Annotated in this window: 16 protein-coding genes; 12 read left to right on the forward strand and 4 right to left on the reverse strand. The window is 70.0% G+C overall.

The window, feature by feature from the left end:
- The first annotated feature begins 3 nt into the window (after positions 1–3).
- The gene (locus DP939_RS03950; RefSeq protein WP_225878031.1) at positions 4–1,530 is read left to right on the forward strand and encodes a vWA domain-containing protein; all 1,527 of its coding nucleotides are present in this window, start codon (positions 4–6) and stop codon (positions 1,528–1,530) included.
- Between the two features lie 13 nt (positions 1,531–1,543).
- Positions 1,544–2,356 carry a glutamate ABC transporter substrate-binding protein gene (locus tag DP939_RS03955; protein WP_113978937.1) on the forward strand — a complete coding sequence of 271 codons (813 nt, stop codon included), beginning with the start codon at positions 1,544–1,546 and terminating at the stop codon, positions 2,354–2,356.
- A 36-nt stretch (positions 2,357–2,392) separates the two neighbouring features.
- Here DP939_RS03955 and DP939_RS03960 read toward each other — a convergent pair whose 3' ends face one another.
- On the reverse strand, positions 2,393–3,514 hold the full coding sequence (locus DP939_RS03960) for a lipase family protein (protein ID WP_113978940.1): 1,122 nt from the start codon (positions 3,512–3,514) through the stop codon (positions 2,393–2,395).
- 190 nt (positions 3,515–3,704) lie between these two features.
- Between DP939_RS03960 and DP939_RS03965 the strand changes: the two genes are divergently transcribed.
- Entirely contained in the window at positions 3,705–4,457 is a 753-nt protein-coding gene (locus DP939_RS03965; protein ID WP_199564915.1) for a nucleotidyltransferase domain-containing protein, read from the forward strand.
- Between the two features lie 80 nt (positions 4,458–4,537).
- Entirely contained in the window at positions 4,538–4,978 is a 441-nt protein-coding gene (locus DP939_RS03970) for a YybH family protein (RefSeq protein WP_113979496.1), read from the forward strand.
- On the opposite strand, the gene DP939_RS03975 is transcribed toward DP939_RS03970, so the two are convergent.
- Complete coding sequence (locus tag DP939_RS03975) at positions 4,943–5,500, reverse strand: winged helix-turn-helix transcriptional regulator (protein WP_199564916.1); 558 nt, start codon at positions 5,498–5,500, stop codon at positions 4,943–4,945. The genes DP939_RS03970 and DP939_RS03975 overlap by 36 nt on opposite strands.
- Positions 5,501–5,581: 81 nt before the next feature.
- On the opposite strand from DP939_RS03975, the gene DP939_RS03980 reads away from it, so the two are divergent.
- Positions 5,582–6,016: a tautomerase family protein gene (locus DP939_RS03980; RefSeq protein WP_113978941.1), complete on the forward strand. Its 435-nt coding sequence runs from the start codon at positions 5,582–5,584 to the stop codon at positions 6,014–6,016.
- 50 nt (positions 6,017–6,066) lie between these two features.
- Positions 6,067–7,044, forward strand: coding sequence for a helix-turn-helix transcriptional regulator (locus DP939_RS03985; protein ID WP_113978942.1), 978 nt, complete (start codon positions 6,067–6,069; stop codon positions 7,042–7,044).
- Here the strand turns inward: DP939_RS03985 and DP939_RS03990 are convergent.
- Entirely contained in the window at positions 7,017–7,805 is a 789-nt protein-coding gene (locus DP939_RS03990) for a maleylpyruvate isomerase family mycothiol-dependent enzyme (protein ID WP_113978943.1), read from the reverse strand. The two genes, DP939_RS03985 and DP939_RS03990, sit on opposite strands and share 28 nt — an antisense overlap.
- A 73-nt stretch (positions 7,806–7,878) precedes the next feature.
- Complete coding sequence (locus tag DP939_RS03995; protein ID WP_113978944.1) at positions 7,879–8,880, reverse strand: LacI family DNA-binding transcriptional regulator; 1,002 nt, start codon at positions 8,878–8,880, stop codon at positions 7,879–7,881.
- Positions 8,881–9,045: 165 nt separating this feature from the next.
- On the opposite strand from DP939_RS03995, the gene DP939_RS04000 reads away from it, so the two are divergent.
- The 6 genes from DP939_RS04000 to DP939_RS04025 all read left to right on the forward strand — a co-directional run bounded on the left by DP939_RS04000 (position 9,046) and on the right by DP939_RS04025 (position 15,183).
- Entirely contained in the window at positions 9,046–9,708 is a 663-nt protein-coding gene (locus tag DP939_RS04000; RefSeq protein WP_225878068.1) for a KpsF/GutQ family sugar-phosphate isomerase, read from the forward strand.
- Positions 9,705–10,685 (forward strand): ribokinase, encoded by a 981-nt coding sequence (locus DP939_RS04005; RefSeq protein WP_113978945.1) that lies wholly within the window; start codon positions 9,705–9,707, stop codon positions 10,683–10,685. Before DP939_RS04000 ends, DP939_RS04005 begins: the two co-directional genes overlap by 4 nt.
- Before the next feature lie 194 nt (positions 10,686–10,879).
- Positions 10,880–12,208: an ABC transporter substrate-binding protein gene (locus DP939_RS04010; protein WP_199564918.1), complete on the forward strand. Its 1,329-nt coding sequence runs from the start codon at positions 10,880–10,882 to the stop codon at positions 12,206–12,208.
- Between the two features lie 48 nt (positions 12,209–12,256).
- A complete protein-coding gene (locus DP939_RS04015; RefSeq protein WP_199564919.1) occupies positions 12,257–13,258 on the forward strand; it encodes a carbohydrate ABC transporter permease in 1,002 nt (333 codons plus the stop codon).
- The gene (locus DP939_RS04020) at positions 13,242–14,075 is read left to right on the forward strand and encodes a carbohydrate ABC transporter permease (RefSeq protein WP_113978947.1); all 834 of its coding nucleotides are present in this window, start codon (positions 13,242–13,244) and stop codon (positions 14,073–14,075) included. Before DP939_RS04015 ends, DP939_RS04020 begins: the two co-directional genes overlap by 17 nt.
- 28 nt (positions 14,076–14,103) lie before the next feature.
- Complete coding sequence (locus DP939_RS04025; protein WP_113978948.1) at positions 14,104–15,183, forward strand: glycoside hydrolase family 172 protein; 1,080 nt, start codon at positions 14,104–14,106, stop codon at positions 15,181–15,183.
- Positions 15,184–15,236 lie beyond the last annotated feature (53 nt).

Genomic DNA, 15,236 nt, shown 5'->3' on the forward strand with positions numbered 1-15,236 from the left:
ACCATGACCGCGCCTCCACTGACGCCCGCCCCCGGCGGTGAACCGCAGGGGACGACGGCCGTCATCGCCCACCCCCAGGGGAACACGACGGCCGTCGTCGGCACGCCGCCGGACCCTATGCAGAGCCTGGAGCCCGCGGCGCGGCCCGTGCGGACGCCGCGCCGCCGTACCGTGCCCGGGCGCATCCGCACCCGGGCCGCGGTGTGCCTGCTCGCGGTCGCGGCGCTGTTCGGCGGCACGTTCTGGGCGATCGGCAACGTCCGCGACGGCCTCACGGTCATCGGCGAGGACGCGGGCCCGCAGGTCGTCGCCACCGCCGACATGTACTTCGCGCTCAGCGACATGGACGCCCAGGTCGCCAACATCCTGCTGATCGGCAGGGAGACCGGCCTCGGCGACGGCAAGGACAAGGCCGTGCGGCGCTACGAGCAGCGCCAGGCCGAGGTCGGCAAGGCGCTGCTGCTGGCCAGCGACCTCGCGATCGGCGACGCCACGGAGAAGCGCACGGTCGAGGCGCTGCTCAACGGCTTCGGCCGCTACCAGCAGCTCGCCGAACGCGCGATGCTGCTGAACCAGCAGGCCGCGCACCCGGCGGGCCCGCCGCCCGCCCAGGTCGTCTCGGTCTACCGGGCGGCGACCGACCTGATGCGGCTGGACCTGCTGCCCAAGGCGTACAACCTGACGCTGGAGAGCGGCACCATCGTGCGCCAGACGTACGAGACGCAGTACCTGGCGATCAACATCGGGCGGATCGTCGTCGGGGTCGTCGGCCTCGGCACGCTGGTCGCCCTGGTGATGATCCAGGTCTTCCTGGCCCGCCGGTTCCGCCGAGTGGTCAACCCGGCGCTGCTGGTGGCCACCGTGGGGGTGGGCGTGCTCACCGTCGCCGCCGTACTGCTGCTCGGCAACGGGGCCGAGGGGCTGCGCAAGGCCAAGGAGGAGGGCTTCAACTCGGTCCTCGCGATGTCCCGGGCCCGCGCCATCGGCAACACCATGCACGGCGACCAGAGCCGCTACCTGCTCGACCCCGAGCGCGCCGACACCTACGAGCAGGTCTACCTGGACAACTCGCAGAAGGTGCTCTACACGGCCGGCGGCAGCCTGGACAAGTACTACGTCGGAGTCGACAAGGCCGTGGGCCAGTATCCCGATTCGATCGCGTTCCTCGGCTTCCACGGCGACGAGGCCAAAAGCATCGTGAACCGCCCGGACGAGAAGACGGCGCTGGTGCGGGTGCTGAAGGGCTACCAGCGCTTCCAGCAGAGCGACCGGCAGATGCGCCTGCTCGTGAACTCCCAGAAGGGCGCGGAGGCCATCGCGGAGCGGATGGGCGACCTGAGCCGCAGGTTCCAGGCGTACGACAACGCGCTCGTGGACCTCATCAAGTTGCACGGCGGGACGTTCGACGAAGAGATCAAGAAGGGCGACGCGTCGCTCGGCGGCTGGAACTGGCTACTGCCCGGCGTCGCCCTGGCCGCCGCCCTGCTGATCCTGCTCGGCGTCCGGCCGCGGCTGAGCGAGTACCGCTGAAAGGAGACCCGTCATGCGCGTACGGCACACGGTGATCGCCGCCGCCCTGGTCCTCGGAGTGTCCGGGTGCGGCCTGGCAGGCGCCCAGACGAGCACGATCGTCGGCAAGGAGACGATGACCGTCGGCGTGAAGATCGACCAGCCGGGGCTCGGCGCGCTGAAGGGCGGCCGGAACGAGGGCTTCGACGTGGACGTGGCCGCCTACCTGGCCCGCAAGCTGGGTGCGAAGAACGTCGTCTACAAGGAGACCAAGTCGGCCGAGCGGGAGGAGATGCTCCGGCTGGGCAAGATCGACTTCATCGTCGCCTCCTACTCGATCACCGCGGAGCGCAAGGTCAAGGTCGACTTCGCCGGGCCGTACTACGTCGCCCACCAGGACACCCTGGTCCGCGCCGCGGACAGGAACATCAACAACGTGCGCGACCTGGCGGGCAAGAAGCTCTGCCAGGTCACCGGCTCCAACTCCTGGCGCAGGGTCAAGGAGGAGCGCAAGGTCGACGTGAGCCTGGTCGAGATGAAGAGCTACCGCGACTGCACGGCCAAGCTGGCCGACGGCTCCGTGGACGCGGTCTCCACCGACGACCTGATCCTCGCCGGCCTCGCCAGTGAGACGGGCACCTCGTCGGTCCGGTTCGTCAACGCGCCGTTCACCGACGAACGGTACGGCGTGGGTCTCAAGAAGGGCGACGTGGCCGCCTGCGAGGCGATCAACCGGGCGATCAACGAGATGTACCTGGACGGCACGGCCAAGGAGCTCCTGGACAAATGGTTCGGCCCCACCGGGCTCAAACTGACCGTCACCGTCCCGCAGTTCGAGGGCTGCTGAAGCGCTTCGGGTGAGCCCGGTGGGCCGCTGCCGGGGTCAGCAGTTGGACAGGACCGGTAGGCCCTCGAACCGGCTGGACAGCCAGGTGATGGCGATCGGCACGCCCTCGACCGCGCCGGTGGTGTGGTTGGGCGCGGGCAGCGGGGTCCACAGGACCTTCGCGCCCCTGTCGCACCAGTCGCGGCGCAGGGTCCGGCCGATCGCGATCGGGATGACCTCGTCGTCGGTGGCGTGGTACAGGTAGATCGGTACGCCGGGCGTCCGCCCGCCGAGCCGGTTCTCGTTCAGCCGCGCCTGCCAGGCGGGCACGTTCAGCACGTCGGCGGTGGTGAGCTGGGACAGCCTGCGGCCGGCCAGCCTGTCGACGATCGCGCCGGTGCAGTCGTCGCGGATCCCGGCGAACAGCGTGCGGCCCTCGGCGGTGAGGTAGCGGTCGAGGTCCAGTTCGGGGTAGGCGGCGTCCAGGCCGGCGCCCGCCGCCGCGGCCAGTCCGAAGTGGGGGCGGCCGTCCAGGTGGTCGGCGGCCCGCTTGAGGTCGGCGGGCACGCCGCCCGTCGCGACGCCGCGCAGCCGCAGTTCCGGCGCGTACGCCGCGTGGAGCTGGGCCGCCCAGCCCGCCGCCGCGCCGCCCTGGGAGTAGCCGAGCACGCCCACCTCGGCTGACGCGGACAGCCCCGCGCCGGGCACCCGCGCCGCGGCCCTGATCGCGTCCAGTACGGCATGGCCCTGCGAGAGGCCCGCCATGTAGGTGTGCGGGCCGGGCGTGCCGAGCCCTTCGTAGTCGGTCACCGCGACCGCCCAGCCGCGCGCCAGGAGCAGGCTGACCAGTGCGATCTCCTTGTCCTTGCCGCGCTGCCACAGCGCCGAGGGCGCGCACTGGTCGCCCAGGCCCTTGGTGCCGACCGCGTACCCGATGATCGGCCGGGTGCCGGGGTAGGAGGTCTTGGGCACGAGCACGGTCCCGGAGACCTGGACCGGCGCGCCCGTGGCCGATGTGGAGTGGTAGAGGATCTTCCACACCTTCGCCGGCACCTTCAGCAATCTGGCCGGGTCGTAGTAGAGGGTGACCTTTTGCGCCGAGACGACATCGCCGGCGGTCGCCGCGGCGGCCGGAATCGCCGTTCCTGAGATGGCTAGGACCATGGTGACAAAGACCATGCTCACGCGAACACACAAGCTCATTTGGCCGTCCTTGGGGAGAGAGTGCGCAGGGCATCGGGACGGCGCGCCGTGAGCTGATACTTACTCGCGGGTAACCGGGTGTCAATGCCATTCTCAGGACGGCTGGAGTGCCATATCAGACCGGTCGGGCGGTGCCGGAGACCGAAATACGTGAGACGGTTGGACCATGAATCCTGAGGAGGTCGCGGGCGCGCTGATCGAGCGGTTCGCCACCGAGGTGATGGCCGCCGTTCCGCTCGTCGCCCTGTGGGTGCACGGCTCGCTCGCCTCGGGCGACTTCCAGCTCCGGCGCAGCGATCTCGACCTGCTCGCGGTCATCGCCGAGACCCCCGACCGCGACCAGACCCGCAGGCTCACCGACCTGCATCGCCGGCTCGCCGACCACCAGCCGCTCGCGGCCCGCCTGCACTGCTCCTACCTGGTCAAAAACCACCTGCACGATCCGGAGCGGGAGCACCTGACCTGGGCCTTCTCCGAGCTGTACCACCGGCCGGTCTCCCCGGTGATCCGGCGCGAACTCCTACGCGAGGGCGTCACCCTGTACGGCCCCGGCCCGACCGGCATGATCCCGCCCGTCACCGACGGCGAATTGACCCGCTTCGTGCGCGATGAGCTGGACGGCTACTGGCGGCCCCTGGTGGCCCGGCTGCGGCCCTGGCTCACCGACGACTGGGTCGATTCGGGCGTGCTGACCCTCGCGCGGGCCACCGTCACGCTGCGCGGCGGCGGGATGATCTCCAAGCGGGAGGCGTTCCCGGTGCTGCTGGAGCTGGGCGCGCACCCCGACCTGGTCGGCGACATCTACGACCGGCGGTACGGCGGGCGGGTCCGCAGGTCACCGGCCTGGCGGCTGCGCCGGGCGGGGCTGGCCCGCGCCTTCATGGGGCCGGGCATCGACCGCGCGCTCGCCCTTTCCTGACCTGACATTCGAGGGTGCCGTGTCGTCGTATCGCCGAGAAGGCGATGCACCACCACCCCGAATGGAAGGGACGGTCGGCGATGACCGCGCTACGCGAAAAGCACGAGACCGAACTCCGGGCGCACATCGACAAGGTGGCCGCGGGAATCGAAGCCAAGGACATCGAGGCCCTGCGGCGGCTTTACACGCCGGACGTCGTGTCCTTCGACGTCGAGCCGCCGCTGCGGCATGTCGGCATAGCGGCGAAACTGAACAACTGGCGGAATGTCTTCACGTTCTTCGAGGAAGTGACGTACGAGGTTCGTGAACCGGCCTTCACCGTGAGCGATGAGGTGGCGTACGGGCACTTTTTCGGCCGGCTCAGCGGCACGTTGCGAAACGGTACGGCGACCAGCGGAATGTGGGTCCGGGCCACCGTGTGCTTTCGCAGGATCGACGGCGAGTGGCTGATCGCCCACGATCAGGTTTCGGTGCCGTTCGACATTTCAACCGGAATGGGAGTGGCCGATCTCACGCCCTGACGGGCTCGGGTCATGGTCCTGGCCCGGTGCGATGCCGCTGCGCCGGGCCAGGACCTTGGTCCCCGGGCCGTAGGCGGCGCCCGGACCGGGCAGCGCCTGCACATCGGCGGTGCTCACCGGCCGCCCGCAGCCCGAGCAGCAGACCTGCGGGGTGAACTCGGCCCCGCACTCGCGGTGGACCAGGCGCACCGGCGGGCCGCCCTCCGGGGTCGCCCATTTGTCGCCCCAGGCCATCAGCGCCATCAGCACCGGCACGAGGTCGCGGCCCGCTTCGGTCAGGTGGTACTCGTGCCGCGGGGGCCGCTCCTGGTAGGCCCGGCGTTCCACGATGCCGTCGGTGACCAGCGCGTCCAGCCGGCGGGTGAGCAGGTTGCGAGAGATGCCCAGGTTCTCGGCGATGTCGTCGAACCGGTGCAGGCCGAGGTGGAGGTCCCGCATGATCAGCGGCGTCCACCACTCGCCGATGCGTTCCAGGGACTGCCCGATCGAGCAGTGCATCTCCGCGAAGCTGGTCCGTTGCATGGTCCCAGTGTAGAGGGTTGATTCATTGAACTCACTGGCTGTAGGTTGTGGGCTGAACGAGTTCAATGAAAGGACTTACTCATGCCGTTCGTGGAGTTGTTCGTCCCCAAGGGCTCGCTGGACGAGGCCGGCCGCGACAAGATCGGCGGGCGCCTGGTGTCGGAGGTGATGGCCGCCGAGGGTGCCCCGGACACCGAGGCGGCCAGGACCATCTCCTGGCTGGTGGTGAACGAGATCGACGCCTGGTTCATCGGCGGCCGGCGGCTGCCCGCGGGGGAGAAGCCGAAGTACGTGGTGCGGGTGGGCGTTCCGGCCGGTTCGCTGAACGACGCCAAGCGCCTGGACATCGTTCAGCGCGTCACCCAGGTGCTCGCCGACGCCGACGCGGAGCCGGGGCGGTTCGCCGAGGCCACCACCGCGTGGGTGCACATCAACGAGATCCCCGAGGGCAACTGGGGCGCGCGTGGGGAGATCGTTCGTCTTAAGGATATTTCATCGTTCGTGACCAGCGGCTAAGGCCGATATAGGTCGGTGGCCGTCCTCGATGGCCGGCATGCTGGTGGCCCATGAGCGACACCCCGGCCCGGCTGCTGAAGCTGTTGTCGCTGCTCCAGATCCCCCGGGAGTGGCCGGGCAGCGAACTGGCCGAACGACTGGCGGTCAGCCCGCGCACGATCAGGCGGGACATCGAGCGGCTGCGCGACCTCGGCTACCCGGTGACGGCCAGCATGGGGGCGGCGGGCGGTTACCGGCTGGTGGCGGGCACGGCGATGCCGCCGCTGCTGCTGGACGACGAGGAGGCGGTGGCCGTCGCGGTGGGGCTGCGTACCGCGACGGCTCAGGCCGTGCAGGGGATCGAGGACGCCTCGGTCCGCGCGATGGCCAAGCTGGAACAGGTGCTCCCGGCCCGGTTGCGTCACCGGGTGGCGGCAGTCGGCGCGGCGACCGTCCCATTCGGCGCCGCGCCGGGTCCGGGCGTGGACCCGGAGGTACTGAGCGCCCTGGCCGCCGCGGTGACCGCCCGGGAAAAGGTCCGCTTCGCGTACCGATCCGCGCAGGGCGACCCGTCCAGGCGGCTGGCCGCCCCGTACCGCCTGGTCGCCACGGGGCGGCGCTGGTACCTGATCGCGTACGACGACGAGCGCGACGACTGGCGGATCTTCCGGGTGGACCGCATCGAGGACGTCCACCCCACCGGAATGCGCGCCCCCACCCGCGAGCCACCCGAACCGGACGCCGCCGCCTTCCTCAAGGCGAAGCTCTACACCTCCGGTCCCGTCTACGAGGCCGATGTCACCCTGCACGCCCCCATGGATGAGATCGCCCCGCGCCTGCCCGGCGACGTCGGCGTCCTGACCGCGGTGGACGAGGATTCCTGCCGGTTGCGCGCATCCGCCGACACACTCGACTACCTGGCCTTCAGCATCGGACGGCTGGGCTGCGACTTCACCGTCCACGGCCCGCCGGAACTGGCCGCCCACCTGCGCATGCTGGGCGACCGCCTCACCCGCGCGGGTCAGACCGGCGGGACCAGGGTGAAGTAGCGGTCGAGTACGTCTTTGTCGCCGCTGATCTGGAGTCGGTCGGCGGGGACCCGGCCCCAGAGGTAGAGTGCCAGGTCGGACGCGGTTCCGGCCAGCTCCACATCGCCGGGGCCGTCCGTGAGGGCGACCTCGCCGCCGTCGAACCGCGCCGTCCACGCCCCCGGGCCGTCGGTACGGCGGAACGCGTACCGCTCGCCCCGCCCCGGCGGTGCCTGCCGCCACTCCCGCCGCGCCGGGGCCATCACCTCGAAGGTCTGGGCGATCATGTCGGAGGCGAGGTCGGCGTCGATCGGCTCGGGATCGCCGGTCGCGGCCTGCGCGTCCCACCGGTGCACGGCCGCCTCGATCGCCTGCACCCGCACCCAGAACCCGACGGTCTGCTCCCGCGACCACGTCCAGGCACGCTGGGCGGGATCGGTGTCCCGGAACACCGCGTACAACTCGGCGGCCCCCTCCGCGAACCAGTCGATCAACCCTGCGGGCACCGGCCCCCGGTTGGGCGCGGTATCCGGCCGCGGCCACCCCGCCGCCTCCGCGGGCAACCGGAGAAACCCGAGGTCATCCATGCCCGGCCAGGTCACAAGGTCGTTCTTGATGATGTGGCTCACCCCACGGTGAACCCCGCCCAGATGCGCGATCAGATCGTTCACCGACCACCCGGGGCACGACGGCGTCAACGGCGCTTCATTCCCCCCGGCCACCCCCCGTACCGCGGCCTCGAACCCCTGGATCTCACGCCGAAAGTGCGGAACCAAGTCCATCCCCCAAGCCTGTCACCCACCACCCCTCCAAGCGAAACGCTTTTCGCCGTGGTGACAGGTCGCCGCCACCGGGTCAGGCAGGTGGGCGGTTGGTGCTTTCGCGGATGTGGAGTTCGGTTTGGAGGGTGACGCGGGTGGCCGGGCGGCCTGGGGTGGCGATTCGGCCGGACAGGAGTTGGGCCGCGGACTTGCCCATCTCGTACGTGGGCTGGCCCACGGTGGTGAGGGACGGGCGGGCCAGGCGGGCCCAGGGGATGTCGTCGAAGCCGACGACGCCCACGTCATCGGGCACCGTCAGGCCCCGGTCGACCAGGCACTCCAGCGCCCCCACCGTCATCAGGTTGTTGGCCGCGAACACCGCGTCCGGCCGGACGTCCTCGTCCAGAAGCGCGGCCATGGCGGCGTAGCCGCCCGCCTCGCGGAAGTCGGCGTGCCGGATGAGGCTCTTGTCGGCGGTCAGGCCGGTGGCCTTGATGGCGCGCTGGTAGCCGCGCAGCCGGCGGATGGCGGTGGAGGTGCGGCGCGGGCCGGTGATGCAGGCGATGCGCCGGTAGCCGCGTTCGGCGAGGTGCCGGGTGGCCTGTTCGGCCCCGCCCTCGTTGTCGACCAGCACGGTGTCGAGGGTGACCTGGGACAGCTCCCGGTCGATCGCGACCACCGCGGTGCCCGCCTCGACCAGCGGGCTGACGTCGCTGGTGTCGCTGGTCGGGGAGATGATCACACCGGCCATCTTGTCGGCCAGGCAGGCGGCGATGTACTCCGACTCCTTCGTCGTGTCCTCGTCGGTGTTGCACAGCACCACCGAGTAGCCCTCGCTGCGCCCGACGTCCTCGACCCCCCTGACCAGCGAGGTGAAGAACGGGTTCTCGATGTCGGAGATGAGCACCGCCCACAGCGTGGTCTGCCGCCTGCGCAGATTGCGCGCCACCGAGTTGCGGCGGTAGCCGAGGGCGCTGACGGCGCTCTGCACTCGTACGGCGAGCGCCGGGTCCACCGTCTCGCGGCCGTTGAGCACCCGGGAGACCGTGGCCGCGGAAACGCCCGCGTGCCGCGCAACGTCGTGGATCGTCGCCATCTGCTCAGCGTCCTCCGCATGAAGCCCAAAGGGGGGCGGGGTGGGGGCCTGCCCGGTAAATCGTACGGCTGCCGGCCCGCAACGGATCTCTGACCGGCGTTGACATCCTACGCCGCTAACTCTACCTTCTTGAGAAATCGATTTCTCAGAGAGGAATGAGCCTTGGTGGTCACCCCCCCAACGGGCGCGGGCGACACGCGCCTGTCGCCGGCGGAGGACCCCGCGGACGACTCGCTCACCGCTGCGCGCGAGACGCTGCGGTGGGAAGCGGAGGCGGTGGCGGCGCTCGCAGGGCGCTTGGACGATAGGTTTGTGCAGGTGGTCGATGCGATCGCGGGCTGTGCCGGACGCGTGGTGGTGACCGGCCTCGGCAAGTCCGGGCACATCGGCAAAAAGATCGCCGCCACTCTGGCCAGCACTGGCACCCCGGCCATCTTCGTGCACGCCGCCGAGGCGCTGCACGGCGACTCCGGCATGGTGGCGCCCGGCGACGTGTTGATCGCGATCTCCGGATCCGGGGAGACCCGGGAGGTCTGCGTGTTCGCACGGATGGTGGCCGACCGGCGGAGTACTGTGGTGGCCCTGGTCGGCGTCGCCGACTCGACTCTTGGACGGACCGCTGATCACGTGCTTGACGTGGGTGTTTTCCGTGAGGCCGACCCGCTGAACCTGGCGCCGACCGCGTCCACGACGGCGACGTTGGTGATGGGCGACGCGCTCGCCTCGGCATTGATGGTCCGGCGTGGGTTCACTGAAACCGATTTCGCACGCTTCCACCCGGCGGGCTCGCTCGGGCGTAAGTTGCTGGGCGAGAAGGCGGAGGCATGAACGCCGCGGCGACGGGCAACGGCGCCGGACGGCGCTTCGACGTCTGCGTGCTGGGCAGCTTCATGAAGGACCTGGTGGCGAGCGCCCCGTACCGGCCGCGTACCGGCGAGACGCTGCGCGGCACCGGGTTCGCGGAGTTCCTCGGCGGTAAGGGCGTCAACCAGGCGGTGGCCGCGGCGCGGGCCGGGGCGACCGCCGCCATGATCGGCAGGCTCGGCGACGACCGCTACGGCCAGGAGTTCATCGACCTGCTGCGCGACGAGGGCATCGACGCGTCCTGCGTGGTGCGCGACGGCGAGCTGGGCACCGGCGTGGGCCTGCCGGTCGTCGAGCCGGGCGGCGCCAACTCGATCATCATCGTGCCCCGCGCCAACGACGCCATGAGACCGTCGGACATCGCCCGCGCGGCCCCGGTGATCGCGGCCTCCAAGGTGCTCGCCGTACAGCTCGAACTACCGGTCGAGGTGAGCTTCGCCGCCCTGCGCACGGCCCGTGAGAACGGCGTGCTGACGTTGCTCAACCCCGCCCCATACACCGCCATACCCACCGATATCCACCCATACGTGGATATCCTCATACCGAACCAGGTGGAAGCGGAGCAACTGCTCGGCTATCCACCCGATGGAGAGGACGCCCGGTCCGCCGTGGGCGACCTGTGCGACCGGTTCGGCTGCCGGGGGGTGGTGCTCACGCTGGGGGAGCGGGGGGCGATCGTCGCCCGGCGCGACCCTGGAACGGGCATGCTCGACATCACGCCGGTGCCCGCCTCTGCCGTCACGGCGGTGGACACCGTGGGTGCGGGAGACGCCTTCTGCGGCGCGCTCGCGGCCCGGCTGGCCCGGGGCGAGGACCTGGTGGCCGCGGCCCGGTTCGCCAACGCGGCGGCGGGCATCGCCACCACGCGGCCCGGGGCGGTCGCGGGCATGCCGTACCTGCCGGAGATCGAAGCCGTGCCGCGCCCCGCGCAGCCGGCCTGACCGCGCGCGGCGTGCCCCGGCGTGCCGCGCAACATCTTGGTAACTCGGGGTTGACGCTGAAGGAACCCCACCCCTAGATTCCGAGAAATCGATTGCTCGAGGCCGGGAACCCGGCATTTTCGCAGTTGGAGAGCACATCCATGGCCACCCGTTTTGTCACCGGTCCCCGTGCCGGCACACCCGATGTCGGTGCGGTGAGCCGCCGGGCATTCCTCGGCGGCGCCGCCGCACTGGGCGCCGTTCCGCTGCTCGCCGCCTGTGGCGGCGGAGGCTCCGCCGGGGGCGGCGGGAACGCGAAGGAACTCGTCTTCTGGAACTTCTACGGCCCCACCGACAAGCCCAGCGCCCAGTCCGACTGGTTCGTCAACATGGTCAAGGAGTGGAACGCCGACAACGAGGTCAAGGTCAAGCTCCACTACCTGCCCACCGCGGAGTACATCACCGGCACCCCGCTCCAGACCGCCTTCTCCGCGGGCGAGGGCCCGGACATCTTCCTGATCAGCCCCGGTGACTTCCTCCGGTACTCCAACGCGAACGTCCTCCAGGACCTCACCCCCCACCTGAGGCCCGACGCCATCGCCGACTACGTGGACGGCGTACTGGACACCCGCAAGGTGAACGGCAAGATCTACGGCCTGCCGATGGAGATCGAGCCACTGGCCCTCTACTACGGCATCGACGCCTTCGAGAAGGCCGGCCTGTCCGAGGGCGACATCCCCACCACCTGGGACCAACTGCTCAACGTCGCCGAGAAGCTGACCGACAAGGACCGCTTCGGCCTCCTGTTCGAGACCATCCCCGGCTACTACCAGAACTTCACCTGGTACCCCTTCATGTGGATGGGCGGCTCCAGCGCGGTCCCCGCCGACGGCCTGGCCGGTTTCGACTCCCCTGGCGCCATCGCCGCCCTGGACCTCTGGCAGAAGACCATCCGTGCGGGCATCGCCCCGAAGAAGCCGCGCGGCGACGGCGCGGGCAACGTGGTCGCGAACCTCGTGTCGGGCAGCGTGGCCATCCAGCAGACCGGCACCTGGGCGCTGGCCGACCTCCAGCAGCAGGCCAAGGACTTCAAGTACGGCGTCTTCAAGCTGCCCACCCCGCAGGGCGGCACGTACACCACCGACATGGGCGGCTGGGCCTTCGTGGCCAACGCCAAGGGCAAGAACCCCGAGGCCGCGGCCAAGTTCATCGCCTGGGCGCTGGGCTCCATGGACGCCGGTAGTGTGGAGCGCGGCCGGCAGTGGAGCACGGTGGTCAAGACGACCGTGCCGCCGCGCAAGTCGGTGCAGAAGGCCGCGGAGGAGAAGGGCGCGTTCCAGGACAAGGCGTTCGCGACCTTCATCAAGGACGTCGCGCCCGGCGGTCGTCCCGAGCCCCGCTACCCCCCAGAGGTCTACAAGGCCGTGTCCGACGCCATCCAGGCGTGCCAGCTCGGGAGCACGGCTCCCGCGACGGCGGCGGCGGACGCGGCGGCGAAGATCGACGCGTTCCTCAAGACCTACAAGGGCGCACCGATCCTGTGAGCGGTGACAGCGCGGCGGCCGGGCGCGGCGAAAGCGAGACGTGACACGGTGACGAGCACAGACGACGTGGGCACCGCCGTACCTGACTCCCGGCCGGGGCCTATCCTTCCTGCCCAGGCCCCGGCCGGGCACCAACCGGGCAAGGGCGCCGGGCGCAGGAGGGGCGAGGGCCGGGAGGGCCTGGCCGCCGCCTTCTTCCTGGCGCCCGACGTGCTGGGCCTGGCGATCTTCGTGCTGCTGCCCATGCTGCTGGCCCTCGGGGTGTCGCTGTTCCAGGTGGACGGCTTCGGCGGCTACACGTTCGTGGGGCTGGACAACTTCCGGCAGATGCTGGGCGACGCGGCCCTGTGGGAGAGCGTCAAGGTCACGCTGATCTACGTCGTGACCTTCGTGCCGCTCTGCTTCGCGGCCGGGCTCGGCCTGGCTCTGCTGGTCCGCGACCACTTCCCCGGCGTGGCCGGGGTGCGCACGGCGCTGTTCCTGCCGCATGTGATCAGCCTGGTCGTGGTGGGCATGCTGTGGCAGTTCCTGCTGGTGGACAAGCAGGGCATGGTGCCCACGCTGCTCGCGCCCCTCGGGCTCGGCGACGTGTCCTGGCTGGGCACGCCGTCGCTGGCGCTGGGCACGTTCGTACTGATCAGTGTGTGGTTCCTGATGGGCTACCAGATGCTGATCTTCGTGTCCGGGCTGAAGGACATCCCCAAGGAGTACGGCGAGGCGGCGCGGATCGACGGGGCCTCGGCCTGGCAGCGCTTCCGCCATGTGACCTGGCCGCTGCTCCGGCCCACCAGCTTCTTCGTGCTGATCACCCTGACCGTCAACGCGGTCACCGGGCTCCAGGCGTTCGACCTGGTCTGGGCGCTCACCGAGGGCGGCCCGGCCAACGCCACCACCACCGTGGTCTTCTACATCTACCAGCAGGCGTTCTCGTTCAACAACTACGGCTACGCGGCGGCGCTGACCAGTGTGGTGGTCGCGTTCCTGGTGATGGTGACCGGCGTGATGTTCGCGATGACCAGGGGAGGGCGCTTCGATGCCGACGAACGCTAGGGCGCTGCCGCGGCGCAGGGCCCGGTTCGGGCCGCGGGCGGTGCTGGCGTACCTGATCGCGGCGTTCACCGTGGCGCCGATGCTGTGGCTGCTGGTCACCGTGCTCAAACCGGCCCAGGAGATCTTCACCCTCGGCCTGCCCAGCCGCTGGACGCTGGACAACCTGATCTACGTGCTCACCGAGATGCCGCTGCCGCGCTTCCTGTTCAACAGCGCGCTGGTCGCGGTGACGATCACGGTGGTCGCGCTACTGTTCCACTCGATGGCCGCGTTCGCGCTGGCCCGGCTGCGCTTCCGGGGGCAGCAGGCGATCTTCTCGATGATCTTCTCCACCATGCTCGTGTCGCTGCCGGTGATCCTGGTCCCGCTGTTCCTGGTGGTCAGGGAACTGGGCATGCTGGACAGCCACGCGGGCCTGATCGTCCCGGCCATCTTCAACGCGTTCGGGATCTTCCTGCTCCGGCAGTACTACCTGAACATCCCGCGCGAGCTGGAGGAGGCCGCCAAGCTGGACGGCTGCGGCTTCTTCGGCCTGTACTGGCGGGTCGTCCTGCCGCTCAGCAAGCCCATGCTGGCCACCCTGTCCGTGCTGTTCTTCCTGACCAACTGGAACGCGTTCCTGTGGCCGCTCACGGCCGTCAGGGACCCGGACCTGCGCATGATCCAGGTCGGCATCGCCGGGCTTTCCGGCCAGTACTCCACCGCATGGCACTACGTGCTCGCCGCCAGCCTGGTCGCGGCGATCCCCACGGTGATCGTGTTCCTGGCGGGCCAGAAACGGCTCGTGGACGCGATGAAGACCACCGGCCTGAAGTAATCACCGCGTTCCAAGAGAGAGGATCTTCATGACGTACGGCCAGTACGGCAGCAGCCTGCGCGACCTGCCCCGGCTGCGTACGAGCCGCCGCAAGCGGGCGTCGAGCTGGGACCGCACCGGCGGCAACGACGACCGTCTCACCGTCCAGCCGGGCACCCGGGTCACCCTCGCCGACATCGAGGGTCCGGGGTCGATCAACCACATCTGGTGCACGGTCGCGCTGCCCCACATCGAGGTGCCGGACATCGCCGACGCCGACTACCTGCGGCAACTGGTGCTGAAGATCACCTGGGACGACTCCGAGGCGCCCAGCGTGCTGGTGCCGCTGGGCGACTTCTTCGGCATGGGGCACGGCCGCACCGGGAACTTCGTCTCCGCGCCGCTCCAGATGAGCCCGGAGGACGGCAAGGCGTTCAACTCGTGGTTCCACATGCCGTTCGGACGACGGGCGCACGTCGAGCTGATCAGCGAGCTGACCACGCACCCGGTGTTCTTCTACTACTACATCGACTACGACCTGTTCGACGGCCCGCCGGACACCGAACTCGGCTACTTCCACGCTCAGTGGAACGCCGAGCGCCCCACCGGCGGCGTCGAGCAGGGCGCGCAGACCAACCGTGAGTACCTGCTGGAGGGCACCAACCTGACCGGCGATGACAACTACGTCATCCTCGACGCCGTGGGGCGGGGGCACTACGTCGGCTGCGTGTTCAACGTCCGCAACCTGCGCGAGACCAGCGACTGGAACTGGTACGGCGAGGGCGATGACATGATCTTCATCGACGGCGAGCCGTTCCCGCCGTCGCTGCACGGCACCGGCACCGAGGACTACTTCAACACCGCCTGGTGCCCGACCCAGACCCACCACGCGCCCTACCACGGGGTCACCCTGCCCGGCGGGCCGAACTGGAGTGGCGACATCTCGCTGTACCGGTTCCATGTGGAGGACCCGATCACCTTCACCGAGTCGATCAGGGTCACCATCGAGCACGGGCACGCCAACAAGCGGTCCGACGATGTCAGCTCGGTGGCGTACTGGTACCAGACCCTCCCGCACCGGCCGTTCGAGCTGCCCCCGGCCGCGCGCCGCCGCCCGTACCGCATGTAGCGCCCGCACGGATCGGCACTTCGGTACCATACGTAGGTCCTTCCGGCGGGATT

This window comes from Spongiactinospora rosea (assembly GCF_003315795.1).
Classification (GTDB): domain Bacteria; phylum Actinomycetota; class Actinomycetes; order Streptosporangiales; family Streptosporangiaceae; genus Spongiactinospora; species Spongiactinospora rosea.

Coding starts and splice junctions, on each gene's coding strand:
- DP939_RS03950 (WP_225878031.1), top strand. CDS start 4: ATGACCGCGCCTCCACTGACGCCCGCCCCCGGCGGTGAACCGCAGGGG.
- DP939_RS03955 (WP_113978937.1), top strand. CDS start 1,544: ATGCGCGTACGGCACACGGTGATCGCCGCCGCCCTGGTCCTCGGAGTG.
- DP939_RS03960 (WP_113978940.1), bottom strand. CDS start 3,514: ATGGTCTTTGTCACCATGGTCCTAGCCATCTCAGGAACGGCGATTCCG.
- DP939_RS03965 (WP_199564915.1), top strand. CDS start 3,705: ATGAATCCTGAGGAGGTCGCGGGCGCGCTGATCGAGCGGTTCGCCACC.
- DP939_RS03970 (WP_113979496.1), top strand. CDS start 4,538: ATGACCGCGCTACGCGAAAAGCACGAGACCGAACTCCGGGCGCACATC.
- DP939_RS03975 (WP_199564916.1), bottom strand. CDS start 5,500: ATGCAACGGACCAGCTTCGCGGAGATGCACTGCTCGATCGGGCAGTCC.
- DP939_RS03980 (WP_113978941.1), top strand. CDS start 5,582: ATGCCGTTCGTGGAGTTGTTCGTCCCCAAGGGCTCGCTGGACGAGGCC.
- DP939_RS03985 (WP_113978942.1), top strand. CDS start 6,067: ATGAGCGACACCCCGGCCCGGCTGCTGAAGCTGTTGTCGCTGCTCCAG.
- DP939_RS03990 (WP_113978943.1), bottom strand. CDS start 7,805: ATGGACTTGGTTCCGCACTTTCGGCGTGAGATCCAGGGGTTCGAGGCC.
- DP939_RS03995 (WP_113978944.1), bottom strand. CDS start 8,880: ATGGCGACGATCCACGACGTTGCGCGGCACGCGGGCGTTTCCGCGGCC.
- DP939_RS04005 (WP_113978945.1), top strand. CDS start 9,705: ATGAACGCCGCGGCGACGGGCAACGGCGCCGGACGGCGCTTCGACGTC.
- DP939_RS04020 (WP_113978947.1), top strand. CDS start 13,242: ATGCCGACGAACGCTAGGGCGCTGCCGCGGCGCAGGGCCCGGTTCGGG.
- DP939_RS04025 (WP_113978948.1), top strand. CDS start 14,104: ATGACGTACGGCCAGTACGGCAGCAGCCTGCGCGACCTGCCCCGGCTG.